Here is a 25,242-nt window from a genome sequence, read left to right as displayed (position 1 = left end):
CGGCGCGAACCGTTTCCGGTTACCGAGCGCCAGCTGAGCTGCCCGCCGCGAACCGCTTCCGCTTGCCGAGTTCAGCAGTGCAGCCGGCCCGCGTCCCGGACGCCGCGCACGCCGCCGCTGTCGCATCTTCTCCTCCTCTTCGCTCCTCCTCCGCTCCACCAGCCCGCGACCCCATCCTCCCCCGCGCGCCGCGCAGGGCCGCTGTCCGCCCGCGCAGATCTGCCCCGCCCCGCCCGCGCCAGGCCCCGATCCCCGAGCCCATTTGGGAAACGCTCCTGTTACCTTGGGCAGCGCTCCGCAGAGCACTGCGGGCGCAGGTTCGACGCCAGCGCCGGTACGCCGGCCCCTTGCTCCACCGCCAGCCGAGGTCCGGATCCAACATGCAGCAGGACACGAAGAGCGCGCGCGTCTCGTTTCGTATCGACAACCTCGAAGCCGCGCTCGAGCAGGGGATCGACAACGAGGCGGCCGCGCTCGACGTGCTCGTGGCCGCCGCGGCCAAGGGGAGCCTGCACCCCGAGCTCTGGGCGAAGCTCCACGAGACCGCCGCCCGCAACGACCGGTTCTCCGAGCTCGCGTTCGCCTACGAGCGCCTCGTCGGCGAGCGGCGGTTCGGGATGCTCCCGCAGGCAGCCCAGGCCGAGGTGCTCGTGCGCGCCGCCGAGTTCCTCGCCGACTCGTTCGGCGATCCCGGCGGCGCTCGGCCCTACCTCGAGCGGGCGCTCTCCGTGCTGCCCTCGCACCAGGAGGCCTTCTTCCGGCTCGAGCGCATCCTCCAGGAGGCGAACGAGCCGCCGAAGCTCGCGGACCTCTACGCGCTCGCCGCGGGCCACCGCCCTGACCGCGCGGAGCAGCTGTCGCTGCTCCGCCGCGCGTTCGAGCTCGTCGACGTCAGCGGAAACGGCGGCGGAAACGGCGGAAATGACGAGGAGCGCGCGATCAAGCTGCTCCAGCAGATCCTCAAGGTCGATCCGGGCGACTCCTCGGCGCGCTGGGAGCTCGAGGCGCGCTACGCGCGCGCCGGGCGGCACCAGGAGATCGCGAGGATGCTCGAGCAGGCGCTCACCGCGGAGGCGCCGCCGCCCGACGCGATCGAGATCCGCACGCGGCTCATCGATCTCTACAGCGGCCCGCTCAAGGAGCTCGAGCGGGCGCTGCCGCACGTCGAGGAGGTGCTCGCGCACGACCCGGGGCACGAGGCCGCCCTCCGCGCCGGAGAGGCGCTGCTCGCGCGCAAGACCGTCCTGGTGCGCGCGGCCGCGGCGCTCGAGGCGGCCCACGCGCGCCGCGGGGACGCCCCGGAGGCGGCGCGGATGATGGCCCTCCAGATCGAGAACCTGCGCGGGCCGCGCCGCGTCGAGGTGCAGAAGCGGCTCGTAGAGCTGCAGTTCCAGCGGCTCGGCGACCTCGCGTCGGCGTTCTCGCTGTCGGAGCAGATCCTCGCGGTCGACCCGTCCGACGAGGCCGTGCGCGAGCGCTTCGTCGCGCTCGCGTCGGCGCTCGACCGCCAGGCCGACGCGGCCCGCGTGCTCGTGCGCGCGTCGTCCGGCGCCAAGGACAAGCCGCTCCGGGCGCGCATCGCCGCCGAGCTCGGCGATCTGTACGAGGGCCTCGGGGACAGCAGGAAGGCGCGCGCGTCGTTCCAGCAGGCGCTCGACGGCGAGCCCGACGGCGCGGCCGTGCGGCGCGCGGCCCGCGGGCTCGCGAAGCTCTGCGAGCGCGAGCGCGACGCGCGCGGGCTCGCAGGCGCGCTCGAGCGGCTCGCGGAGGTCGAGCCGGAGGCCGAGGCGCGCGAGGCCGCGGCGGAGCGGCTCGCGCGCCTCTACGAGGAGGAGCTCGGCGACGCCGCGGGCGCGATCGCGGCCTACCGCAAGCTCGCCGAGTCGGGCTCCTCGCGCGAGCCGGGCGCGCTCGCCGCGCTCGAGCGGCTGTACGAGGCCTCCTCGGCGCACGAGGGCCTCGCGTGGGTCCTCGAGCGGCGCGCCGAGGCGGAGCCGGATCGCCGCACGGCGCGGGATCTCTCCTTCCGCGCGGCCGAGCTGCGCACCCGGCTCGCGGACCTGCCCGCGGCCGTCGCCGCCTGGCGCCGCTACCTCGCGGCGTTCGGGGCGTCGCGCGAGGCGCACGCGCGGCTCATCCCGCTGCTCGAGCAGGAGCGGCGCTGGGCCGAGCTGGAGGCGCTCCTCGAGGCCGACGCCGAGCTCGCGGCCGGGCAGGAGCGCGCCTCGGTGCTCGCGCGGGTCGGCGCGATCCGCATGGCGCGGCTCGACGATCCGGCCGGCGCGATCGCCGCGTACCGCGAGGCGCTCGCGCTCGATCCGACCGACCGGCCGAGCCGGATCGCGGTCGAGAAGATGCTGGGGCCGCCCCCGGCGAGCGCCGCCGGCGGCGCGGAGCCGTCCGCGTCGCGGCAGAGCTCCCACCTCTTGTTGACCGACGATCAGCGGCTCGCGGCCTGCGCGGTGCTGGAGCCGATCGCGCGCGCCGAGAAGGCGGCGCCGCTGCTCGTGCGCGTGCTCGAGACGAAGGCGGAGCTCGGGCCCGTCGCGTGGGCCCCCGGCGCGGCCGCGCCGGCGCCGGACGACGTGTCGGGCAGGCTCGCGGCGCTCGAGGAGGCGGCCTCCGCGGCCGAGCGCGAGCTCAGGGACCCGAAGAAGGCGCTCGACCTCTCGGCGCGCGGGCTCTCGCTCGCGGCCGCGTTCGCGCCGGGGAGGCTCGCGCGGTGGGTCGCCGAGGTCGAGCGCCTGACGGAGCACGGCAGCGAGTCCGCGCGCCGCGCGCCGGCGCTCGCCGGGGCGCTCGGGGATCGCGCGGTGGACAGCCCGGCGCTGTCGCATCTCGCGCGGCGCGCGGGCGAGGCGCTGCTCGCGAGCGGCGACGTGACGCAGGCGCTCGCCCTGTACCGCCGGGCGCTCGCGTTCGAGCCCTCGTCGCTCGAGCTCATCGCGCGCGTGGACGCGCTGCTGCGCGAGCAGGGCAGCCCCGAGGAGCGGCTCGCGCTCTACCGCGAGGCGCTCGCGCAGCCGTGCGCGCCCGCGCGGCGGCGCGAGCTCCTGCACGCGATCGGCACCATCCAGCGCCGCGACGTCGGCGACCTCGCCGGGGCGGCCGCGACGTACCGCGCGGCCATCGAGGACGACCCGGGCGACGACGCGGCGTACGAGGCGCTGCTCGAGACGTACGCGGCGGGCGGGGCGTGGGACGCGCTCTACGGCGCGCTGGCCGAGCGGCTCGAGGGCGTGCCGGCCGACGAGCGCGTCGCCCACGAGCTGCGCATGGCCGACGCGGCGGCGAAGGGCGGGAAGGTCCCGAGCGCGGTCGCGCACTACCGCGCGATCCTCTCGGGCGGCGCGGCGCTCGAGGGCGCCGCGCTCGCCGCGATGGAGGCGCTCGCCCTGTCCGCGGGCGACCCGGCGCTGCTCCGCGAGGTGCTCGAGCGGCGCGTCGCCGCCGCGGGCGATGCCCAGGACGAGGCGCTCTGGCTGGAGCGCCTCGGCGAGCTCGCGGCGTTCGGGATCAGCGCCGCGGATGCGCGCGACGTCGCGGACGCGCGCGACGTCGAGGCCGCGGTCGCGGCCTGGCAGCGCGCCGCCGGGCTCGCCGAGGGGCCGCTCGCGGATCCGGAGCGGGCGCAGAAGCTCTACGAGCGCGTGCTCTCCATCGCGCCGAGGCACCGCGACGCCGCCGCCCGCCTCGCGGCGCTCTACCGCGGGCAGGGGGCCTGGGATCGGCTCGCGGCCGTCTGCGAGGTCCTGCTCGACACGGCGACGTCCGACGACGAGGCGCTCGCCGCGCTCGCGGCCCTCGAGGACGCGGCGATACGGGCGCGCGCGACGTCGCGCTTCGTCGACGCCGCGCTCGATCTCCGCGATCGCATGAGGGCCGAGGGGGAGGGGAGCGCGCCCGCCGGCAGGGCGGCGGCGCGGGTCCGCGCCATCGAGGCGGCGCTCGCGCGGGTGCTCGCCGCCGATCCCGAGCGGCAGGACGAGGCCGCGTCCGTCTACCGGCGCCTGCTCTCGCCGCCGGACGGCGGCGACGCAGCGCAGGGCGGGCTCGACGCCGCCGCGCTGGAGGCGTTCCGCTCGTTCCTCGCGCAGAGCCCCGACACGCTCGCGCGCCGCGTGGACCGGCGCTGGCTCTTCACGCTCCTCGTGGAGCGCGGGCACGAGGGCGAGCGCCCGAGGGCGCTCGCCGCGTGGGCCGCGTGGGAGGAGGAGATCGGCAGCCGCGCGGCGGCGGCGGCGCTCTACGCCCGGCTGCTCGAGGCGGATCCCGAGAACGACGACGCGCTCGCGGCGCGGGGGCGCCTGCTCGCCGAGGTGGGCGATCACGAGGGCGCGGCGGAGGTGCTCGCGTTGCGCCGCGACCGCAGCCAGGGCAGCGCGCGCGTCGCGCTCGACGTCGAGCTCGCGACGCTCCTCTTCGATCGGCTGGATCGGCCGGCCGACGCGCTCGACGCGGTCGCGCCCGCGATCGAGGCCGGCACGATCGAGCCCGCGGTGCTCGAGATCGTGCAGCGGGCGCTCGGGCGCCCCGAGACGCAGGCGCGCGCCGCGCTCCTCCTCGAGCGCGCGTGCGACGCGGTCGACGACCCCGAGGCGCGCGTCGCGCTGCTGGAGGCGCTCCTCGCGAGCTCGCCCGCGCCGCTCCCGCCGGGTGATGCCGCGCCGGGCGCCCCGCGCGGCGCGCTGGACGCGGGCAGCCTCGCGTCCGCGCAGCGCGCAGCCGTCCGCCGCGGCTGGTTCGAGCGCCTGCTCGAGCACCACGACCACGACGCGCCGCGCGGCCTCGACGTCGCCTTGCGCGCGGTCTCCGAGCTGCCGGGCGAGCTCGCCCTCTGGGATCGGCTCGAGGAGCTGGGCCGCAGGGCGAAGCAGCCCGAGCGCGTCGCGGCCGCGCACGCCGCGGCGCTCGACGCGGGCGCGGCGCTCCCGCCCGACGTCGTCGAGGAGATCGGCCGGCGGGCCGTCGAGCACCACGAGGAGTGGTTCGACGCGCCGGAGGCGGCCCTCGCGCTGCTCCGCCGCCTCGTGGAGCTCGTGCCGGGATCGCTGTGGGGCTTCGAGCGGCTGAAGCTCGCCTACAACGCGGCCGAGCGCTGGGAGGACCTCTTCGCGCTCTACGACGCGACGCTCGAGCGCACCTCGGCGGCCGACGAGCGCGTCTTCCTCCTGGAGGACGCCGCGGCCGTCGCGCGCGATCTCGCCGGCGACGGCGAGCGCACGATGCGCTACCTCGAGCAGCTCCTCCCGCTCCAGGACGACGCGCGCACCCGCGCGGCGCTCGAGCGGCTCTACGAGCGGCACGGCAGGCACCGCCCGCTCATCGATCTCCTGTCGGCCGAGCTGCCGAGGCTCTCCGGCGACGCCGCGGATCGGCTCCGGGAGCGCGTCGCGCTCCTCTGGATCGAGGGGGTCGGGGACGCCGCGTCCGCGCTCCCCGTGGTCGAGCAGCTCCTCGACGCGCCCTCTGAGCAGCGCTCCGCCCGCGCGGCGCCGCGCCCCGTCGACGCCTTCGCGCTGCTCGAGCGGATCCTCGGGGCGCTGGCGCCCGCCGGCGAGGCCGGCGCGCTCGCCCCGCGCGCGGCGCGGCAGCGATCGGCCGCCCTGCTCGCGAGGCACTACCGCGAGGAGGGGCAGCCCAAGGACCTCGTGCGCGTGCTCGAGATCCAGCTCGACGGCGCCGACGCCGACGACCGCCCGGCGCTGCTGCGCGAGATCGTGCGGCTCCGCCGCGACGCCCTCGGCGACGAGCCGGGCGCGTTCGCGCGGCTCGCGGAGCTCGTCGAGCTCAGGCCGTCGGAGGCCGGCGATCGCGCGGAGCTCGCCGAGCTCGCGGAGCGCCTCGGCCGGCACGATCGCCTCGCCGAGGTCCTCGCCGCGGCCGAGCCGCGCGCCGGCGACGCGCAGCAGGCGCTCGCGCTCGTGCGCGACGCCGCGCTCCTCCGCCGCGACCGGCTGGGCGACGCGGACGGGGCGATCGCGCTCTTCCGCCGGCTCTTCTCGCTCGCCGAGAAGAGCGGCGACGTCGAGGCCGCGCGGGACGCCGCTCGCGCGCTCGATCGGCTCTTCGCCGAGGGCGACCGCGTCGCCGAGCGGTGCGACGTGCTCGACACGCTCGCCGCGATCGAGGCCGACCCCGCGGCGCGGCGCGAGGCCCTCGGCGAGCTCGCGCGGCTCGCCTCGTCGCGGCTCGGCGACGAGGCGCGGGCGATCGCGGCGTACTCGGCGCGCCTCGAAGACGACCGGCAGGACCTCGCGGCGCTCGACGGCCTCGCGGCCCTCCTCGAGGAGGGCGGGCGGTACCGCGAGCTCACCGCCGTGCTGGAGCGCCGCGCGGCCGTGCGCGGCGGCGCGGGCGGCCGGCGCGATCTCGGGCGCGTCGCGCGGCTCTTCGAGCGCGAGCTCGGCGACGCGGACGAGGCCATCGCCACGTGGCGGCGCATCCGCGAGGAGCTCGCGCCCGACCCGGAGAGCGGGGATGCCCTGGCCGCGCTCTACACGAGCGCGGAGCGCTGGGGCGACCTCGTCGCGCTCCTCGAGGTCGAGGCGTCCGCGGCCGGCGCGCTCCCCGGCGAGGAGGGCGCGGCGCGCAGCGCGGAGCTCTTCCAGCGCCTCGGCGACGCGCACCGCGATCGCACGCTCGCGTGGGAGCTCGCCGTGAAGGCCTACCGCCGCGCGCACGAGGCCGAGCGGGCCGCGCGCCGCGAGGGCGGCGAGCCCGCCGCGCGCTCGGCGCCGCGCCAGGGCCTGGAGGAGCTGCTCCGCCGCGTCGATCCGGCGTCGGTCGAGCACCGCGGCGCGCTGGTCGCGGCGGTGGGCGCGCTGCTCGAGATCTGCGTCGACGCGGACGACTGGCGCGGCCAGATCGCGCTGCTCGAGCCGCGGCTCGCCGCGGCCGAGGCGGACGCCGAGCGGGTCGCCATCCTGAGGGCCTCCGCGGCGCTCCTCGAGGAGCGCGGCGACGACCGCGACGGCGCCTTCGAGCTCGCTTTCCGCGCGTTCCTCCTGTCGCCCGGCGTCGAGCAGCCCGACGGCCTCTTGCGGCTCACCGACCTCGCGGGCCGCTGGCACACGATCGCCGACGCGCTGCTCGAGCTCGAGCGCCGCGGCGACGTCCCTGCCGCCACGCTCCGCGACCTCACGGCCCGCGTCGGCCGCTGGCACCGCGACGCGCACGCCGACGAGGACGCCGCGGAGCGCGCGTTCGAGCGCGCGCTGCTCCACGATCCCGCGAACCGCGAGATCCTGCTCGATCTCGCGGAGCTCCTGCGGCGCCGGCGCGGGCCCTCGCTCGTGCCGACGCTGCTCCGGCTCGCGGCGGCGACCGGGCACGACCTCGCCCTCTACCGCGAGGCCGTCGAGGCGGCGCGCGACGCGGGCGACGCTGCGCGGGCCCGCGAGATCGCGGCGGAGCTCCTCGAGATCGCCGTGCGGCGCCTCGGCGACGAGGAGGGGCAGCCCCCGGGCCCCGGCGCGTGGTCGGCCTCGCGCGCCGCCCTCTGGGCGATCGACGTCCTCGTCGGCATGCTCGCGGGCGACCGACCGCAGATCGTCGCGCTGTGCCGGCGCGGCGCCGCGCTCCCGCTCGCGCCGAGCGAGCGGCGCCGCCTGCTTCGCGTCGCCGCCGAGGCGGCGGAGCCCGACGAGGCGATCGCCCTCTACGGCGGGCTCTTCGCCGACGATCCCTCGGACGAGCCGGTCGGCGAGAGCCTCGCCGCGCTCCTCCGGGCGGCCGGCCTCCGCGAGGAGCTCGTGCGCCTGCGCGAGCGGCAGATCGAGGTCTCGGGCGATCTCGAGCGTCGCGTCGCGCTCCGGTGCGACGCCGCGGAGCTCCTCGCGGAGGCCGCGCGCGCCGCCGAGGCGATCGCGCTGCTCCGCCGGAACCTCGCGGAGAGCCCGGGGCACGGCCCGTCGATCGACAGGCTCGCCTCGCTCCTCAAGGCGGGCGGGCTGCACCGCGAGCTCATGTTGCTCCGCGAGGAGCAGGCGGCCGCGCGCGAGCCTTCCGCTGCAGGCCCGCCGGCCGCCGAGCTCTGGCTCCAGGCGGCCTCCCTCGCCGAGCACGAGCTGAACGAGCCCGAGCGCGCGATCGCGAGCTACCGCCGCGCCGCGGACATCGGGTCCGTCGAGGCGCTCGACGCCCTCGCGCGGCTGCTCGCGCGCCGCGGCGAGCACGCGGCCGCCGCCGACGCGCTCGAGCGGCTCTGCGCCGGCTCGCCGCCCGAGGAGCTGCACCAGGCGGCGCTCCGCCTCGCGGAGGCGTACCTCGCCGCCGGCGAGCCCGATCGCGCCCGCGCGGCGCTCGAGCGAGCGCTGCCCCGCGCCGCGCAGCCGGCCCCGCTGCGCGAGCGGCTCGCGTACCTCTACCGAGCGTCGGGCGCGTGGGGCGCGCTGGCGGCGCTCATCGCGGGCGACGCCGCGCGCGCCGACGAGGCGCCCGCCCGGCTCGCGCTCCTCCGCGAGGCCGCGGACCTCTACCTCACGCGCGGCGGCGCGCCCGCCGCCGCGATCCCGCTGTTCGACGAGGCCATCGCCCTCGCCCCGGACGACCTCTCGCTGCGCCTCTCGCGGAGCCGCGCCCTCTCCGCCGCTGGGAGGACCGACGACGCGACCGCGGCCCTGCGCGGGATCATCGCCGACTTCGGCAGCCGCCGCCCCAAGGAGCGCGCGCTCGTCCACTACGAGCTCGCCCGCGTCGCGCTCGCCACGGGCGACCGCGCCCGCGCGATGGCGGAGTTCGACCTCGCGCTGCGCGTCGACCCCGCGCACCCCGCCGCGCTCCACGGCCTCGCCGGCCTCGCCCTCGAGGACGGCCAGCTCGAGCGCGCGCACCGCGCCTACCGCGCGCTGCTGCTCGTCGCGCGCCGGCCTCGCGACGAGGGCGAGGGGCTCGTCGGCGCGCGGCGCAGCACGATGCCGCCGATGCGCTCCAGCGTGGCGCTCTCGCCTTCCACGTCGTTCAGCCGGGCCGAGGTCCTGCTCGCGCTCGGCGAGATCGCGCGCCGGCAGGGGGCGCCCGACCGCGAGGCGGAGTGCGTCGAGTCGGCCTTCGAGGCGGCGCGCGAGAGCGACGCCGAGCACGAGAAGCTCCTCGCCGCGCTGCGCGCCCGCGGACGCCACGATCTGCTCGCGCGCGCCCTCGAAGCGCGGCTCGCCGGCCCTGCCCAGGAGCCCGCCGAGGACGCCGCCGCGGCGCTCGGCGAGCTCGCGTCGCTCTACGAGGGCCCGCTCGCTCGCCCGGAGCTCGCGCTCACCGCCCGCCTGCGCGCCCTCGATCTCACGCCGGGCGCCGGCGCCGCGCACGACGCTGCCCTCGAGCTCGCGCGCCGCTCGGGCCAGACTCCGCGGTACCTCGAGCTCGTCGAGCGGCTCGTCGCCCGCGCGGTGGGCGAGCCGTACGAGGTCGCGCTCCTGCTCCGCTTCGGCCGCGCCCTCGAGCTCTCGCCGGCCGACCAGGAGCGCGCCGCGGCCGTCTACCGCCGCGCAGAGGCGAAGATCACGGCCGGCGCGCGCGGCGTCGACGCGAGCGCCGACATCGAAGCGCTGTGGAGCTCGCTGGAGCCCATCTACGAGCGCCTCGGCGATCGCGCCGCGCAGGCGGACGTCCTCCGCAAGCGCATCGGCCTCGCGGACGCGCCGCGCGGCGTCGTCGATGGCGCGCCGTCCGCCCCCGCGGGCGGCGCGGATCGCGCCGGGCCGCGGTACCGCCTGGCCGCGCTGCTCGCCGCGGACGCGGCGGACGTCGATCAGGCGATCTCGCTCCTCGAAGAGGCGCTCGAGCTCCACGCCGATCCGGACCGGGCCGAGGCCATCCTCCGCGACGGGCTCCGCACCGATCCGAGGAACCCGCGCGCGATCCGCCTCTTCGAGCGCCTCGCCCGGCAGAGCGGGCGGCCGCGCGCCCTCGTGGACGCGCTGCTGCTCCTCGCCGAGGTCGAGGGCCCTGGGGTCCTCGAGGAGGCGGTCCGCACCGCCCGCGCGCTCGGCGATCGCGAGCTGGCCGAGTCGATCCTGCAGCGCCTCGTCGGCTCGGGCGCGCCGTCCGCGTCCGATACGTCCGGCTCCGCGTGGGCGCTCGTCGCGCTCGCGGAGCTCCGCGAGGAGGCCGGCGATCTCGCGGCCGCCGCGTCGCTCTGCGAGCGCGCGGCGCGCGCCTCGGCGCCCGAGGAGGAGCGCGCGCTGCTCCTGCACGCCGCGGAGCTCGCCGCCGGCCCGCTCGTCGACCTCGTCCGTGCGGCGCGCCTCTACGAGGAGCTCCGCGCCCGCGAGCCCGCCGAGCGCGAGATCTGGACGCCCCTCGCCGGCGTGTACCGGCGCAGCGGCGACGCCGCGCGCCTCTCCGCGCTGCTCGAGGAGACGGCGCCCCTCGTCGACGACATCTCCGAGCGCTGCGCGCTGCACCTCGAGCGCGCGCGCCTCCTCGCGCAGGAGTCGCCGGAGAAGGCGGCGCTCCTGCTCCGCGACATCCTCGACGAGGATCCGACCCAGGTGGAGGCCGCCATCCTCCTCGCCACGATGCTCGAGGAGGCTGGCCGCACCGACGAGCTCGGCGAGCTCTTCGCGCTGCAGCTCGACGCCGCCAAGGACCGCGCGGACGTGGCCTCGATCGCGTCGATCTCGATGCGCCTCGGCGCCCTCCTCGAGCAGCGCGGCGACGATCGCGGCGCGCGCGACGTCTACCTCGGGGCCGCGGACTGGGACGGCGCGAACCGCGACGTGCTCCGCGCGCTCGTGCGCCTCAGCCGGAAGCGCGACAACGCGGACGACCTCATCGACGCGCTCGAGAAGCTCGTCCGCACCGAGCAGGGCGGCGACGCGGCCCTGCTCGCCCTGGAGCTCTCCGATCTGCACGGGGCGCGCGGCGACGACGCCGCGGCGGAGGCCGCCCTGAAGGCCGGGTACGCCGTCTGCCCCACGAGCGATCGGCTCCGCGAGCAGCTCGCGTCGCGCTACGCGGCCCGCGAGGCCTGGCACGCGCTCGCCGAGCTCCACGTGCTCACGGCGCACGTCGCCGACACCGAGGAGGCGCGCGTCGAGTCGCTCTGCCGCGCCGCCGAGATCCTCCGCGATCGCGCGGGCGACGCCGCGGCGGCGGCCGAGCTCCTCGAGCGCGCCCTCCACGTCGCGCCCGGGGATCGCGACGTCCTGCTCGCGCTCATCGACGCGTGCGGCGCGGTCGCCGACCACGCCCGCGCCGCACGCGCGCTCACGGCGACGCTCGAGGCGAGCCCGGACGACCCGTGGCTCTACAGCGCGCGGGCCGAGGTCCACGGCGCGCTCGGCCAGGGCGATCGCGCGCTCGCCGATCTCGAGCGCGCCTACGCGCTCGGCGGCGCCGAGTACGCGGGCGAGCTCGTCGCCGAGCTCGAGCGCGCGCTCGCGCGGTCCGCCGACGCCGAGGCCGCGGGCGCGCCCAGCGAGGCCGCGGCGGAGGGGGCGGGCGCCGTCACGGCGCGCGCGCTCCGGCTGCGCCTCGCCGAGATCCTCGCGCGCTCGGGCGACGTCGAGCGCGCGCGCGCCCACCTGGGCGATCTGCTCCACGCCGACTCCAAGGACCGCGCGGCGCTCAAGGCGCTCGCCGGCCTCGAGGAGTCCGCCGCGCGGTGGGACGCCGCGAGCGCCGTCTACCGCAGGCTCATCGCGCTCGAGGAGGGCGACGCCCTCGTCGCGACGGCGCTCCTCCTGGCCGGCGCCTGCTCGCGCGCGGGCCACCTGGGCGACGCCCGCGGCGGGCTCGAGCGCGCGCTCCGCGCCGCGCCGGGCAACGCCGAGATCCGCGATCGCCTGCGCGCGCTCTACGCCGAGATCGGCGCGAACCGCGAGCTCGCCGCGATCACGCTCGAGGACGCCGCCGCGGCGTCCGACGTGGCCGGCCGCTTCGCGCTCCTCGTCGCCGCCGGCCGCCTGCTGCTCGACGTCGGAGACGCCGCGCAGGCGGCCGCGGCGCTGCGGGAGGCGCGCTCCCTCCGCCCCGAAGATCACGAGGTCGCCCTGCTGCTCGTCGACGCCCTGATCGCCGCGGACAACCCGAAAGAGGCGCGCGCGGTCACCGCGGAGCTCATCGTCGCCGCCAAGGGGCGTCGCTCGCGGCACCTCGGCGCCGTTTACCACCGCGTCGCGCGGATCGAGGACGCCGAGGGGAATCTGCACGAGTCGCTCACGGCGCTCACGAGGGCGCTCGAGAACGATCCTCAGAACGGTGAGATCGCCATGGAACTCGGCGAGAGCGCGCTCGGGCTGGGGGAGGAGGACATCGCCGCGCGCGCTTACCGCGCGGTCACCCTGATGAAGATTTCCCCCGAGCCCGGCGAGGGCGGCACGACGCCTGCCGCGCGGGCGCTCGCCTATTACCACCTCGGTGCGATGGCGCTCGCGGCCGGCGATCGCCGAAAAGCGCGCCTGATGCTCGACAAATCCGTCTCGGAGGACGCCTCGCTCGAGGCGGCCCGCGCGCTCCTCGACGAGCTGCGCGCCGGCTGAGGGCCTGTCCCGCGCGTCACCGCGGGTATGCCCAGGTCGCGGCGGCCGCCTCCGCGGCCGCCCCAGGCGGCGCGGATCACCCGCAGAACCGCGCAATTCCAGGCGTTTTTTGCCTCTCTCCGGCCCGCGACGGTGTCGCGCCGCCGCCCCTCCCGGCGGCTGGTTCCCCCTCTGGCGCGCCGCTCCGGCGCGGTCTTTCAGGGGTCCGCGCGATGCCCCGTCTCAGAAATCGCGATTTCTCCCCGCATTTTTGTCTTTTTTTGTCCTGTGTCGTGTGTAAGGTTCACTGAGGCTGTGCGCGGCGAGGTGTCGCGCGCGAGCTCATGTCCGAGGAGAGTGCCATGGCAAGTAAGAAGACGGCCGGGGGCGGCGCGAAGAAGACGTTGAGCAAGAGCGGCCTGATCCAGGCCATCACCGAAGCTGCCGGTGATGAGCTGAGCCGCAAGCAGGTGAAGAACGTTCTCGAGTCCCTCATCACGATCGGTCATCGCGAGCTGAAGAAGTCGGGCGTGTTCACGCTGCCGGGCTTCGCGAAGTTCCGGGTGGTCAAGCGCCCTGCGACGAAGGCGCGCCAGGGGATCAACCCGTTTACCAAGCAGCCGATGACCTTCGCCGCGAAGCCGGCGAGCAAGTCGGTCCGCGCTCGGCCGATCAAGGCCATCAAGGACGCGCTCCTGTAGGCTTACGGGATCTCCCAGCGGAGCGCAGGGCGGCCACGGCGACGTGGCCGTTCTTGCTCCATGGCCCTGACGGGCCGACGATGGAGTGGCGTTGGGGCGTCCTGCATGGCCCTGGCGCGACGATGGGGCGGTGGTGGGGCGTCCCGGCGCGCACGGCGCGTGTCCCGGCGCCGCGCGCTGTCGCCGGGGGCCGGGCGGCGCGGCGCCGCCGCCCCCGTAGCGCGCTGACGTCGCGGTCAGCTCGCGGTCAGCTCGCGGTCAGCTTACTTCTTGCGGCTGTAGGCCTGCGCCGCCACCGGTCCCGAGCCGGTGCGTGCCTTGACAACCAGCTTGGCCGTGGCGGCGATGGGGAACGGCCATTGGTAGCAGCTCTGCTTGGCTCCGATGGCGGCTGTCGGGCCGGTGTCCGAGTCGACCGCGAGCACCGGTTTCAGGTTGAACGCAGCGAGCCCTGGCTGTCCTCCGGCATTCAGGTCGAGCTCCAGCTGGATGTCGACCTCGGTGACGGTGGGGAGCGCCTGCGCCAGGAACGTATAGCAATAGCCTGGCTGGAGCATGAACGTCTGCCCCGAGGCCGACTGTCCCTCGGGCACCACGCTGCACACCGGCGCCCCCTCCGGCTGCATCTTCGGCGCCTCGCCGGCGGCGCGGCCCTGGAACATGGTGGTCATCGCGAGCGACTGGACTCCATCGCAGGGCGCCGCCGTGGGCACCGCGACCGGGGGCAAGCCGGCGTCCGGGGGCGGGACGGACGCTGTCGGCTGCGGGGGCGGCGGCGTCCCCGCGTCCGGGGCGTCGTCCGCGAACTCCGACTCCTTGCTGCTGCCGCCGCAGCCCAGCGCTGCCGCCGAGAGCGCCAAGAGCACTGCTGAACCCAACGACCTTCCCGTCACCGTCATCTGCGGCCTCCTCGCGCACAGCCCTGCCGCACGCCGCGGCCCCTCTTTGGGACAGCTGTGCTCGCGGCGCTCATACACCCGCCGGAGGCCGGGGGCTATGTGCGAGGCGTCTCGCGCGGGCGCGCCGGCGCGCCGATCGTGCGCGCCCGCAGGCGTGCCGGCGCAGGCGTTCGACTTCTCGCGCCGTCGCCCCGTCGCGCCGCTCAGCCGCCGGACCCGCCCACGAGCTCGCGCAGGATGCACATGCGCGCGACGATCAGCGCCTCGGGCCGGATCGCATGGTCGAGATATGCGGCAGAGTTCGCCTCTGCCAGCGACTCGCGCAGCATCCCTTGCTCCAGGAACGCGACGGCACGGCCGAGGTGCAGCCGCGCCCTGTCGGGCGCGAGCCCCATGCCAGCGCTCGCCAGCATCTCCCGTTCCAGGAACCACTGAGCAAACTCTCCGGGACGATCGAGCTTCGCTCGGGAGCCGCGGTCGGTCATGCCGTAGGCTACCTCACTTTTGTCTCACGGCCAGCCGGGCCTTGCTGCAAGAACCCGGGAAATCATGGCAGAAGCAGCATCAATCCGTCGGATGGGCGCGATGAAAGCGAGGGCGTTCCACGTCCAAAGCGACATCCGGCGGACGGCCCTGGAGCTCGGTTGGACGGGCTTCGGTGGGGCGCGCTGGGGAGCTCCCCGCGAGCGACCCGTTGCGTCGCGAGCCCGTCAGTGAGATTGAACGCGGCGTTCTGCCGGAAATTCGAGGAGGTTCTTTTGCTGCGTACGATTGGCGTCCTGCCTGCCCTGGTCCTCACCGCCGCCCTCGCTGCTGGTTGTCAACAGCGGGAGGCGTCCACGCCGCCGAGCTACGCGAACCAGCCCCCGCCCGGCTACTACCAGCAGCCCGGGTACCAGCAGCCGGGGTACCAACAGCCCGGGTACCAGCAGCCCGGGTACCAGCAGCCTGGGTATCAGCAGCCCGGGTACCAGCAGCCGGGGTACCAGCCCGCCCCGACCCAGCCTGCCCCGACGCAGCCCGCTCCGACGACGCAGCCCGCTCCGACGACGCAGCCGGCCCCGACGACGCAGCCTGGTGGCTTTCCCTGGCCGTTCCCGCTCCCTGGCCAGCAGACCGGCGGGCAGCAGCCGGCCCCGAGCGGCGGGAGCAGCGCCGGCAGCGCGTCGGCGATCGATCCGAACCTCGCCTCCGCCGCGACGATCCCGCTGAACAACCTCGCTGCGACCGAGGCGCCCGGCATGACGAAGGAGGGGGGGCCGATCGCGGGGCAGTTCAGCGCCGGACAGACCCTTGAGCAGCAGATCCAGCTGATGCCCGGCAAGTGCTACGCGGTCCTCGGCGTCGGCGCGGGGATCACCGAGCTCGACATCAGCCTCGTCGCGCTGACCCCGATCCCGATGGGCTCATCTGTGCTGGCGCAGGACAACTCGAGCGGCTCGAACGCCGTGCTCGGCGGTCGAGGCAACTGCTTCCGCTGGTCGCTCCCCGTCGGCATCAACGCCAAGTACATCGTGAAGGCCACCGCCGGCTCGGGCGTCGCCGCCGCGCAGCTCTATGTGAAGTGACGCCGTCACGACGCCGAGGACGCCAGGAGATCGCTCTCCCTGGCGTCCTCGGGTGTCAGCTCCACAAACGCCGAGGACGCCAGGAGATCGCTCTCCCTGGCGTCCTCGGGGCCAGCGCCGTCGCTCGCTGCAGCGCCGGCTAGAGCCGGATGCCGGGCGCCGGGAAGCCGCGGCAGAGCTCCGCGACCTCGGCGGCGATGCGCGCGATGCGCGCCTCGTCGTTCACGTTCTGCGCCACCTCATCCATCCAGGCCGCGAGGCGCTCCATCTCGGCGACGCCCATCCCGCGCGACGTCACCGCCGGCGTGCCGATGCGGAGCCCCGACGGATCGAACGGCTTGCGCGGATCGAACGGGATCGAGTTGTAGTTGGCCACGATGCCCGCGCGATCGAGCGCCTGCGCGTACGGCTTCCCCGCGATCCCCTTCGGCGTCATGTCGATCAGCAAGAGGTGGTTGTCGGTCCCGCCGGTGATGAGCCGGAAGCCGCGCGACTCCAGCGCGCGCCCGAGCGCCTGCGCGTTCGCCACGATCTGCTTCGCGTAGGCCCGGAACCCGTCCTCCGAGGCCTCCTTCGCCGCGACCGCGATGGCCGCGGTCGTGTGGTTGTGCGGACCGCCCTGGAGGCCCGGGAACACCGCCTTGTCGATCGCGCCCGCGTGCTCCTTCTTGCACAGGATCATCGCGCCGCGCGGACCCCGGAAGGTCTTGTGCGTCGTCGACGTCACCACGTCGGCGATGCCTACCGGCGACGGGTGCACCCCCGCGGCCACGAGCCCCGCGATGTGCGCGATGTCCGCCGCCAGGATCGCCCCCACCTCGTCGGCGATCGCACGGAACGCGGCGAAGTCGAGCGTGCGCGGGTACGCCGTCGTCCCGCACCAGAGGAGCTTCGGCCGGTGGGCGCGCGCCAGGTCGCGGACCTGATCCATGTCGATGCGGTGATCGCTCTCGCGAACCCCGTACGGGACGCTCTTGAAGTACTTCCCGGTGATGCTCACCGACCAGCCGTGGGTCAGGTGCCCGCCCGCAGGCAGGCCGAGGCCCATGATCGTGTCGTTCGCCTGTGCGAAGGCGAGGTAGACGGCCAGGTTGGCCGGGCTCCCCGAGTAGGGCTGCACGTTCACGTGCTCGGCCCCGAACAGCTTGGCCACCCGCGTCCGCGCGAGCTCCTCGACCACGTCGATCTGCTGCTGACCCTCGTAATACCGCTTGTGCGGGTACCCCTCGGAGTACTTGTTCGTCAGCACCGAGCCCGTGGCCTCGAGCACCGCCCGAGACACGTAGTTCTCGCTCGCGATGAGCCGGAGCGTGTCCGCCTCTCGCCGCTCTTCCAGCCGGATCAGCTCGGCGATCTCCGGATCGACCTCGCTGAGCGCCCGCAGGCCCTGCACGTCGCTCGTCGCGCTCATACCTCGAACTCCCCGCGTGTAAGGATGTCGGTGACCCGCCAGAGGAACGAGTTCGCCAGCACCCCGTCGATGATGCGGTGGTCGTACGACAGCGCGAGGAACATGACCGGATGGATCGCGATCGAGTCCTCCTTGTCCTTCGTGACCACCACGACGCGCTTCTTGATCTCGCCCATCCGGAGGATGCCGACGTTCGGCTGCGAGATGATCGCGCCGCCGAACAGGTTCCCCTTGAGGCCGGGGTTCGAGACCGTAAAGGTCGTGTTCGCGAGATCGTCGGCCGTGATCTTGCCCGACTTCGCGCGCCCGGCCAGCTCGTCGATGCTCCTCGCGATACCGCGCAGCGACAGCTCGTCCGCGTGCTTGATGCTCGGGACGATGAGGCCGCCGGGCGTGTCCACCGCCACGCCGAGGTTGACGTCGCGCAGCACCACGTACGAGTTCTCGAGCACCCGGGCGTTGAACTCAGGGTGCTCGCGCAGCGCGCGGACGGCCGCGGCGCAGATGAAGGACAGGAACGTCAGCGACACGCCCGCCCTCTTGAACTCGTCCTTGTGCAGGTCGCGCAGCTTGGACGTCTCGTGCAGGTCGACCTCGGCGACCGTCACCACGTGCGGCGACGTCACCTTGGAATAGACCATGTGGTCGGCGGTGATGCGGCGGCGCCGGCTGAAGGGCACCACCTTGTCGCCGGGCTTCGGCGAGTAGGGCGGCACCTTGTACGCGCCGTAGCCGACGCCGGGCACCGGCGGCACGAACCCGCCGCTCGCCTGGATGAGCTGCGACAGCTCCGCGGCCGTGCTCGCCGGCTGGGGCGCCGCGCTCGGCTGAGGCGCCGGCGCCGGCTCGGCCGACGCGCCGTGCGCCGCGCGCATGACGTCGTCGCGGGTGATCCGGCCGTGATCGCCCGTCCCGTGCACGTCGCGCAGATCGACGCCCGACTCGCGGGCGAGCTTCTTCGTCGACGGGCTCGTCAGGGGGCGGGCGCTCTCGTCGTGCCCATTGCTGCCAGGCGCGGGCGCGGGCGCGGCGGACCGCGTCTCGACCGGGGCCGGCGGCGCGCTCGCGCGCTGGGCCGTCGCCTGGGCTTCCCCCTGCGCCGCCTCGTCGATCTGGCAGAGCAGACCTTCCTTGGCGACGACGGTACCCTCGGCCACCACGATCCGCGCGACACGACCGGCGATCGGCGCCGGGATCTCCGTGTCTGCCTTGTCGGTCGCAACCTCGAGCAGCGGCTGCTCGCGCTTGACGAAATCGCCCTCGCGCACGAGCCACCTCGAGACGGTCCCCTCGAGCACGCTCTCGCCGAGCTGCGGCATGCGAACATCGACCATCGCTTCTCGCGCCTCCAACGCGCGCCGCCGTGAGCGCCCGTTTCTCCTCACCGGGCAAGGCGGCACGGTCGTATACGCCGCCCGCCCCTCGAGAGCAACGACACAGTGTTCGTCCAGTGTGTATCCTTTGTGGGGTCGCGTCAGCGATGTCGGGCGCGTCGGCTGCGTCGGTGCCGGCGACGGCGAGCCGCCTCCACCGAAGCGCCCGGCGCACCCGGCGCAGGGCTGCTGGAATCGTGTGTCGACGCACGTAGACGCTGGCGGGCCGCAGCCGGTACAAGGGCCCCGTGCGTGACGCCGGGCCCGATGTGACCAGAGCCCCCTCTCCACCGGCCACCTCGGGCGACGGCGCGCGCGAGCGCCTCGCCGCCGGGCCGCCGCGCGTCGTCGGGGCGCGGGCGATCGGGGCGGCCTCGCTCGGCGCCATCGCGTTCCTGCTGCTGCAGATCCTGACCTACGGCTACGGCCGCGATCAGGGCATCTACGCCATGGTCGCGCGCGCGGTGCTCGACGGCGGCATGCCGTACCGCGACGCGTTCGACTTCAAGCCGCCCGGCATCTTCCTCATCTACGCGCTCGCCCGCGCCCTCTTCGGCCCGGCGCAGTGGGGCATCCGCGTCCTCGAGGTCCTCGGGCTCGCCGGGATGTGCCTCGCGATGGCGTCGCTCGCCGCTCGCCTCTTCGACGACCGGCGGATCGGGGTCGTCGCCGCGGCGCTCGCCGTGCTGGTGCACGCTCAGCTCGATTTCTGGCACACGGCGCAGCCCGAGTCGTTCGGCGGCATGCTCACCATCGTCGCGCTGCTCGTGGCCACGCCGCGCGGCGGCGCCGGCGCGCCTCGCCCGGCGCCGCGCGCCGCTTCGCTCGTCGCGTCGGGCGCGCTCTTCGGCGCCGCCGGTCTCCTCAAGCCGCCCCTGGCCGGCGGCGGCGTCGTGCTCGCCGTCGCGCTGGCCGCGCCCGCCCTCGCGGAGCTCGCGCGGCGCGGCTCGGAGCGGGCCGCCGTCCGGCGCTGGATCGAGGCGGTCCAGCCCGCGATCCAGGGCGAGCCGGCGCGCTCCGCGCCGCTCGCGCCCGGGCACGCCCGCTCCACGGCGGCGGCGCCCGCGCTCCTCTGGGCGGCGCTCCGGCCCGCCTTGCTCATCGCGCTGGGCGGCGTGCTCCCCGTGCTCGCCTGCGCCGCCTGGTTCGCCCAGAGGGGCGCGCTCGGCGATCTGCGGGAGGTCCTCTTCGTCTTCACCCCGCACTACACCGCGCTCGGGTGGCGCGGCGCGAGCGTGCTCGGCATGGCGTGGTACGGCGCCAGCGAGTGGTTCGTCCAGTACTCCGGCCCGCTCGCGCTCGGCCTCACCTGCCTGGTCGCGCTGCACCCGGACCGCCACGAGCGGGCGGGCGTGGCGCTGCTCTCGGGCGTGATCGCCATGCACCTCGTCGGCGTGGTGATGCAGGCGAAGTTCTTCCCCTACCATTACGGCGCGACGTGGCCGCTCACCGCGATGCTCGCCGCGCTCGGCCTCTGGAAGGCGTGGCAGCGGTGCACGCGCTCCGGCGCGAAGGCGGCGGCGGCGCTCGTCGCGGCGCTCGTCGCGACCGCGTTCGCCCGCTCCGCGACCAAGGACGTGGCCGACGACTACATCGAGCGCTGCGCCAAGCGGATCGCGGTGCTCGCCGGGGGCGCGAGGGACCAGGCGCGCCTCGATCGCCTCGCGTCGGTCGCCGACGTCAACGCCGCGGCGAACCGGGAGGTCGCCGCGTGGCTGCGCGAGCGCGTGGCGCCGGGGCGGCCCGTGTTCGTGTGGGGCTTCGAGCCGGTGATCTACGATCTCGCCGATCGCCCGCCTGCGACGCGTTACCTCTACAACGTCCCGCAGCGCGCCGCGTGGGCCCGGCAGGAGGCGCGCGACGCGCTGATGCGCGACCTCGCCGCGAGCCCGCCGGCCGCGATCGTGGTCGAGCGCCATGACGTCTTCCCCTCGGTCACCGGCGACGTGATCGACTCGCGCGACACGCTGGGCGGGTTCCCGGAGCTCGCCGGGCTCATCGAGGAGCGCTACGAGCTCGCCGTCAGCATCGAGGATTTCGAGATCCACCTCGAGCGCTGAGCCGCGGGCTCGGGCGGCGGAGGCGCGGCCGTTCGGCCGCGCTCCACGCTGTCAGGGGCAGGTGTTGGGCGCGCCGGGCGTGGGCGCAGCCGTCCGGAAGCGGCTGCCGTCGCGGAGGCCGTTGCCGCAGCGCTGGATCGACTGCGTCGTCGACAGCGCGGACGTCGCGCCTTCGTCGACTTGGATGCGCCCGGGGGCCCCCGGCGCGGCGGAGATCAGCGTGTTCAAGAGCTCCTCGTCCTCCGCGTCGTTCGTACCGTAGACCAGCGCGTCGATGAGGCGCGCGGCCGTGACCGGCGTACCCGGCGCAAAGTCCGCGGGCCGCGCCTGGTACACGGCGATCGCGTCGGGGCCGTCCTCCAGGATGTTGGCGGTGGCCGTCGGGTCGAGGCGCACGCTGGGTGTCGGGGTCACGGCGGGGTTGCCGACGAGCAGCAGGCCTGCTGCGTTCGCCGTCCCGTTGAGCTCCACCGCCCTGTAGGAGGCGTCGCCGTCGGCTGCGTTGCCATCGTAGAGCACGAGCGTGTAGCCGGCGAGGTTCACGCCCCGCCAGCCCGTGCTGATCTCGATGAACTCGCGATCGTCGTCCACCGGCGTCGTCGGCGTGTCGGCGTCGAGCTCGTTGATTTGGAGCCGGATCACCGTCAGCGAGAACGACGTCACCCGCGCCCCCGGCCGGCTCACGATGAGGTTCGCAGGGCCGATCGGCGTCCCCTTCGAGAGCGCGGGGATCGTGATCTGCATGTCGGAGTCGATCGTGAAGGGCTGCGGCACGAGGTCCACGGTCACCTCCGTCGCCCCGGTGAAGCCGGAGCCGGCGAGCACGAGCGCGCCTCCGACGGCGATGACTGGGTAGTCGACCGCGGTCACCCGGGCCGGCGCTCCGCACGCTGGGCAGGAGCTGCCGCCGCAATCGATGCCGCCCTCGTCGCCGTTTTGCACGCCGTCCTCGCACGTGGGCGCCTGGCAGACGTAGTTGGTGCAGATCTCGGTGGCGCAGTCCGTGTCGACCAGGCACTCCACGCAGACCCCGACAGCGTTGCACAGCCCGCCGTCGGCCAGGGAGCACGAGCTGCCGACCTCGACCGGCTCGTACAGCGGCGAGCCATCGCGGCAGGAGTCGACCGTGCACTCGCTGCGGTCGTTGGGCACGTCGTCGTTGTCGTCGATTTCCGTGACCGCGCCGTTGCCGTCGCAGACGCGCTCGCGGCAATCGCCGGCCACCTGCGCTTTCACGAGCGTCCCCGAGTCCACCGGCTCGGTCGTGCACCCTCCTCCGGCGCACCTCGCTACCGCGCACTCGCTCTCAGGCGCGGGGCACTCGGCATCGCTGGTGCAGGCGTCGCCGCCCGAGCCGCCGGCGCCGCCCGATCCGCCGGCGCCGCCAGCTCCGTCGTCGCCGCCAGCTCCGCCTGCACCGCCAGCTCCGCCTGCGCCGCCCGATCCGCCGTCGCCGCCCGATCCGCCGTCGCCGCCAGCTCCGCCGATGTCGCCCGATCCGCCGTCGCCACCGACTCCACCGTCGCCGCCGTTCCCGCCGCTGCCAGTGACTCCGCCGGCGCCGCCGTCGCCTCCGCCATTGCCACCCCCGGAGCCACCATCGCCACCCCCGGAGCCACCATCGCCACCCCCGGAGCCACCGCCACCTCCGTCGCCCCCACCGCCGTCGCTGTCCCCGCCGCCGTCATTGGCGCCGGAACCACCGATGCCGCCGGCGCCCGCTCCTCCCGTGCCCCCCTGCCCGTCGCTTCCCCCCGTGTTCTGGTTGATGAGGCTGCGATCGGGCGCCGTGATCACCTCGCAGCCCGAGGTGGCCAGCAACGAAATGCTCAACGCGAGCGCGGATCCGTAGCGATTCGATCTCCAAGTCATTGACCACCTGTGTGCAGATTGGGCGACGCGTTCGGCCCTTGACGCTTCCCGCGCTGCCCCGCGCGCAGGGACAAGCGGGCGGACATCCTAGACGGACGCGACGCCCGAAGAAAGCGCCGCACCGCCGCTCCCCGGTTCGAATCGCGCCGGCTCCTCGGGCGCCGTGCTGCGCTCGCGGCGCAGCTGCCCTCGCGCGCTCCCTCGGTCCGGCGGGCAGGGGGCCGCCCGCTGGCATGCTCGTTGATGGGATCGAATCGTTGGCATGCGCTCCGCTGCGAGCGGGGGCGAGCATGAAGCCCCGGTCGCGGCGCGGCGACCGAGGAGCAACGAGCATGCGGATCGCGATCATCTCCACCCCGTTCATCCGGGTGCCTCCCTCCGGGTACGGCGGGACCGAGCTGTTCTGTCACGAGCTCGCCGAGGGACTGTCGGCGCGTGGACACGAGGTCACGCTCTTCGCGACGGGGGATTCGGTGGTCACCTGCCGTTGCCGGTCGCTCTACGCGAGCGCGTGCTGGCCCCCGGTGCCGGAAGACGAGGTCAACCACATCGCCTGGGCCTTCTCGGAGATCGCGCGCGAGGGCGGGTTCGACGTGATCCAGCTCAACAGCCCCATCGCCGTCCCGTTCACCCGCTTCGTCCACGTCCCGGCGGTGCACACCCTGCACCACGCGCCCTGCGGTGAGAGCTCGCGCATCTACGCGCGCCACCCGGAGGTCGCGTACGTGGCCATCAGCGCGCGGCAGCGCGCCATGGAGATCTCGCTCCCGCGCTCGTGCGTGATCCATCACGGCGTCACCCCGGCGCGCTACCCGCCGAGCCTGAGCGACGAGGGCTATCTCGCGCACCTGGGCCGTTACGCCGAGGAGAAGGGGACCCACCTGGCGCTCGACATCGCGAGGGTCGCGGGCATGCCGATCAAGCTCGCCGGCCGCGCGCACCCCAAGGACCGGATCTATTATCTCCAGGAGGTGGTCCCGCGCCTCCGGGACAGCGGGGTAACGGATCTCGGGGAGATGGGCCACGATCGGAAGGTCGCCTTCCTGCGCGGGGCTCGCGCCCTCCTCTGCCCGCTCCAGTGGGAGGAGCCGTTCGGGCTGATCGCCATCGAGGCCATGCTCTGCGGCACCCCGGTGCTCGGCTTTCACCGAGGCTCGTTCCCGGAGATCGTCGACGAGGGGGTCACGGGCTTCCTGGCGCCGGCAGGTGATGTATCGCGCCTCGCCGCGGTCGCGGCGGGCCTCGCCCGCTTCGACCGCGCCGCCTGCGCGCGCCGCGCGCGAGAGCGCTTCAGCAGCGCCTTGATGGTGGGGCGGTACGAGGAGCTCTACCGGACCGTGACCGGCCCGCGGCGGGTCCAGGGGTACCGGGCCGCTTGATCCCCGCGAGGAGCTGCCCCGCCCGCGCGGCGCGGCGGAGCGCCCGGCGCTGCCGCGCGCGCGTGTCGTCGAGCGGAGATCCCATGAGCAGGATCTCTGCGACGAACGACGCCGCGTGACCCGGCGCGGTAGGGCGAGGGGCTCAGTTGACCTGTGGCGGTATGGTCACCTGGCACTCGTTGGCTGGCGTCAGCCACTTGATGGCGTTCAGCCAGAAGCGCTCGACCTGATAGTCGGGATGATCGACCCACTCGCTGTTGTAGGTGATCCACTCGTCGCCCCAGACCAGCACCCGGCCATTGCCGGTCTCCAGCGCCTTCAGCACGTCGTGGCCGTCGCCGGTCGCCAGCGTGGCGCCCTCGCCGACGACCGGGTAGCCGTTGTCCACGCCGACAGCCGTGATCCCGTCGAGCACCGGGTGCCCTCCGCTCCACGCCGTGATGGGGTTCGTGGAGCCGCCGCGCCTCCCGAGGATCTGCTCCTCGCCGTAGCCGATGCCGAGCGGAGCGAGCAGCGTGTTGACGTTCTCTCGCTCGTCGGGATCGCCATACCCGATCAACGTCATGAGGCCGCCGCCCTTCGAGACCCAATCGCTCAGGGCCTCTACCTCGGCGTCCGAGTAGGTGCGCCCGATGACGCTCACGTCCTGGATGACGATGACCTGGTGCTTGGCGAGCTCCTCGGCGGTGAGCTCGGCGCCGCGCAGGTCGACGGCCCCGTTGATACTGCGCTGGTTCAGCCAGGTCGCGAAGACGTCGCCCTCTCCCCACTCGCCCGGCTCGCCCAGCGTGGCGATGCGGAGGCAGTCGCAGATGCCGTCGTGACCGGTGTCGACGTCGTCGATGATGCCGTTGCCGTCGTTGTCGAGGCCGTCGCAGGTGTCCTCGTTGCTGGGCGTGCCGCTCCCTGAGCTGCTGTCGCCGCTGCCAGCGCCCACGGCCATGGCGCCGAAATCGTCTCCGCCGCCGCCCGAGCTGCCCGCGCTGTCCGAGCTGCCCGCGCTGCCCGCGCTGCCCGCCCGGCCGCCGCTGTCCCCGGTGCCGCCGGGGCCGTCATCGCTGGAGCACGCGGCCGCTTGCAGCGCCACGCCGATGCTCGCGATCCGCAGCAGATTCCCGATTCGAACCCGACCGAAGGAAGACAGGCGAGACCTCGAGTTCATGGGTTTTCTCCAAGAGGTTAGGCGTTGATGGTGGCGGACCGTGGCGAGCCACCGAAAGCATCAGAGCGATGCTTCATGGTGTCTTCCGGACGGGGCTTTGCGCAACGCGAAAGAGCGCTCTCGCGCAATAGACACGTCGGTCGACGGTGTGTGTCTCATGGCCTTCTGGTACGACGTCGCCCGTGACGCTTGGACAATTCCATCTGGGCTCGACCCGGCCTCCGAGAGTGATTGAGCTTAGCACCACCGTGTCGCGACCGGGCGGGGTGAGCCGAAGGAATCGCAAGAATCTCCTGGAAAGCTGGAGCCTTTCTGCGGACCGGAGCTGGCCACCTCGTGGGCGCAACGCAGCCTAA

Annotated in this window: 11 protein-coding genes; 5 read left to right on the top strand and 6 right to left on the bottom strand. The window is 74.9% G+C overall.

The window, feature by feature from the left end; all coding sequences use genetic code 11:
- Nucleotides 1–380 precede the first annotated feature (380 nt).
- Both WME90_RS34545 and WME90_RS34540 read left to right on the top strand, forming a co-directional pair.
- Nucleotides 381–12,482, top strand: coding sequence for a tetratricopeptide repeat protein (locus WME90_RS34545; RefSeq protein WP_437276313.1), 12,102 nt, complete (start codon nucleotides 381–383; stop codon nucleotides 12,480–12,482).
- Nucleotides 12,483–12,823: 341 nt separating this feature from the next.
- Nucleotides 12,824–13,162 (top strand): HU family DNA-binding protein, encoded by a 339-nt coding sequence (locus WME90_RS34540; RefSeq protein ID WP_012239209.1) that lies wholly within the window; start codon nucleotides 12,824–12,826, stop codon nucleotides 13,160–13,162.
- A gap of 263 nt (nucleotides 13,163–13,425) precedes the next feature.
- Here the strand turns inward: WME90_RS34540 and WME90_RS34535 are convergent, their stop codons facing one another.
- Nucleotides 13,426–14,061, bottom strand: a complete 636-nt coding sequence (locus WME90_RS34535) for a hypothetical protein (RefSeq protein WP_437276312.1) — start codon at nucleotides 14,059–14,061, stop codon at nucleotides 13,426–13,428.
- A gap of 203 nt (nucleotides 14,062–14,264) precedes the next feature.
- Entirely contained in the window at nucleotides 14,265–14,546 is a 282-nt protein-coding gene (locus WME90_RS34530) for a hypothetical protein (protein ID WP_437276311.1), read from the bottom strand.
- A gap of 273 nt (nucleotides 14,547–14,819) precedes the next feature.
- Here WME90_RS34530 and WME90_RS34525 point away from each other — a divergent pair, with 273 nt between their 5' ends.
- Entirely contained in the window at nucleotides 14,820–15,629 is an 810-nt protein-coding gene (locus WME90_RS34525; RefSeq protein WP_437276310.1) for a hypothetical protein, read from the top strand.
- A 139-nt stretch (nucleotides 15,630–15,768) separates the two neighbouring features.
- Here WME90_RS34525 and glyA read toward each other — a convergent pair whose 3' ends face one another.
- Both glyA and WME90_RS34515 read right to left on the bottom strand, forming a co-directional pair.
- Entirely contained in the window at nucleotides 15,769–17,040 is a 1,272-nt protein-coding gene (gene glyA / locus WME90_RS34520; RefSeq protein WP_437276309.1) for a serine hydroxymethyltransferase, read from the bottom strand.
- Entirely contained in the window at nucleotides 17,037–18,374 is a 1,338-nt protein-coding gene (locus WME90_RS34515) for a dihydrolipoamide acetyltransferase family protein (protein ID WP_437276308.1), read from the bottom strand. The genes glyA and WME90_RS34515 overlap by 4 nt, the downstream gene beginning before the upstream one ends.
- Nucleotides 18,375–18,661: 287 nt before the next feature.
- Here WME90_RS34515 and WME90_RS34510 point away from each other — a divergent pair, with 287 nt between their 5' ends.
- On the top strand, nucleotides 18,662–20,473 hold the full coding sequence (locus WME90_RS34510) for a glycosyltransferase family 39 protein (RefSeq protein ID WP_437276307.1): 1,812 nt from the start codon (nucleotides 18,662–18,664) through the stop codon (nucleotides 20,471–20,473).
- A gap of 51 nt (nucleotides 20,474–20,524) precedes the next feature.
- On the opposite strand, the gene WME90_RS34505 is transcribed toward WME90_RS34510, so the two are convergent.
- Nucleotides 20,525–22,306, bottom strand: coding sequence for a hypothetical protein (locus WME90_RS34505; RefSeq protein ID WP_437276306.1), 1,782 nt, complete (start codon nucleotides 22,304–22,306; stop codon nucleotides 20,525–20,527).
- Nucleotides 22,307–22,677: 371 nt separating this feature from the next.
- On the opposite strand from WME90_RS34505, the gene WME90_RS34500 reads away from it, so the two are divergent.
- Nucleotides 22,678–23,724 (top strand): glycosyltransferase family 4 protein, encoded by a 1,047-nt coding sequence (locus WME90_RS34500; RefSeq protein ID WP_437276305.1) that lies wholly within the window; start codon nucleotides 22,678–22,680, stop codon nucleotides 23,722–23,724.
- 142 nt (nucleotides 23,725–23,866) lie between these two features.
- Here WME90_RS34500 and WME90_RS34495 read toward each other — a convergent pair whose 3' ends face one another.
- Nucleotides 23,867–24,886 (bottom strand): hypothetical protein, encoded by a 1,020-nt coding sequence (locus WME90_RS34495; RefSeq protein WP_437276304.1) that lies wholly within the window; start codon nucleotides 24,884–24,886, stop codon nucleotides 23,867–23,869.
- Nucleotides 24,887–25,242 lie beyond the last annotated feature (356 nt).

It is taken from the genome of Sorangium sp. So ce375, from assembly GCF_051473855.1.
Taxonomy (GTDB): Bacteria; Myxococcota_A; Polyangia; order Polyangiales; family Polyangiaceae; genus Sorangium.
The sequence above is the reverse complement of the archived record's forward strand: the minus strand, read 5'-3'. Positions and strand labels throughout refer to the sequence as shown.

What these genes read in the sequence shown, in the direction of transcription:
- WME90_RS34545 (WP_437276313.1), top strand. Translation starts at nt 381, where the DNA reads ATGCAGCAGGACACGAAGAGCGCGCGCGTCTCGTTTCGTATCGACAAC.
- WME90_RS34540 (WP_012239209.1), top strand. Translation starts at nt 12,824, where the DNA reads ATGGCAAGTAAGAAGACGGCCGGGGGCGGCGCGAAGAAGACGTTGAGC.
- WME90_RS34535 (WP_437276312.1), bottom strand. Translation starts at nt 14,061, where the DNA reads ATGACGGTGACGGGAAGGTCGTTGGGTTCAGCAGTGCTCTTGGCGCTC.
- WME90_RS34530 (WP_437276311.1), bottom strand. Translation starts at nt 14,546, where the DNA reads ATGACCGACCGCGGCTCCCGAGCGAAGCTCGATCGTCCCGGAGAGTTT.
- glyA (WP_437276309.1), bottom strand. Translation starts at nt 17,040, where the DNA reads ATGAGCGCGACGAGCGACGTGCAGGGCCTGCGGGCGCTCAGCGAGGTC.
- WME90_RS34515 (WP_437276308.1), bottom strand. Translation starts at nt 18,374, where the DNA reads ATGGTCGATGTTCGCATGCCGCAGCTCGGCGAGAGCGTGCTCGAGGGG.
- WME90_RS34500 (WP_437276305.1), top strand. Translation starts at nt 22,678, where the DNA reads ATGCGGATCGCGATCATCTCCACCCCGTTCATCCGGGTGCCTCCCTCC.
- WME90_RS34495 (WP_437276304.1), bottom strand. Translation starts at nt 24,886, where the DNA reads ATGAACTCGAGGTCTCGCCTGTCTTCCTTCGGTCGGGTTCGAATCGGG.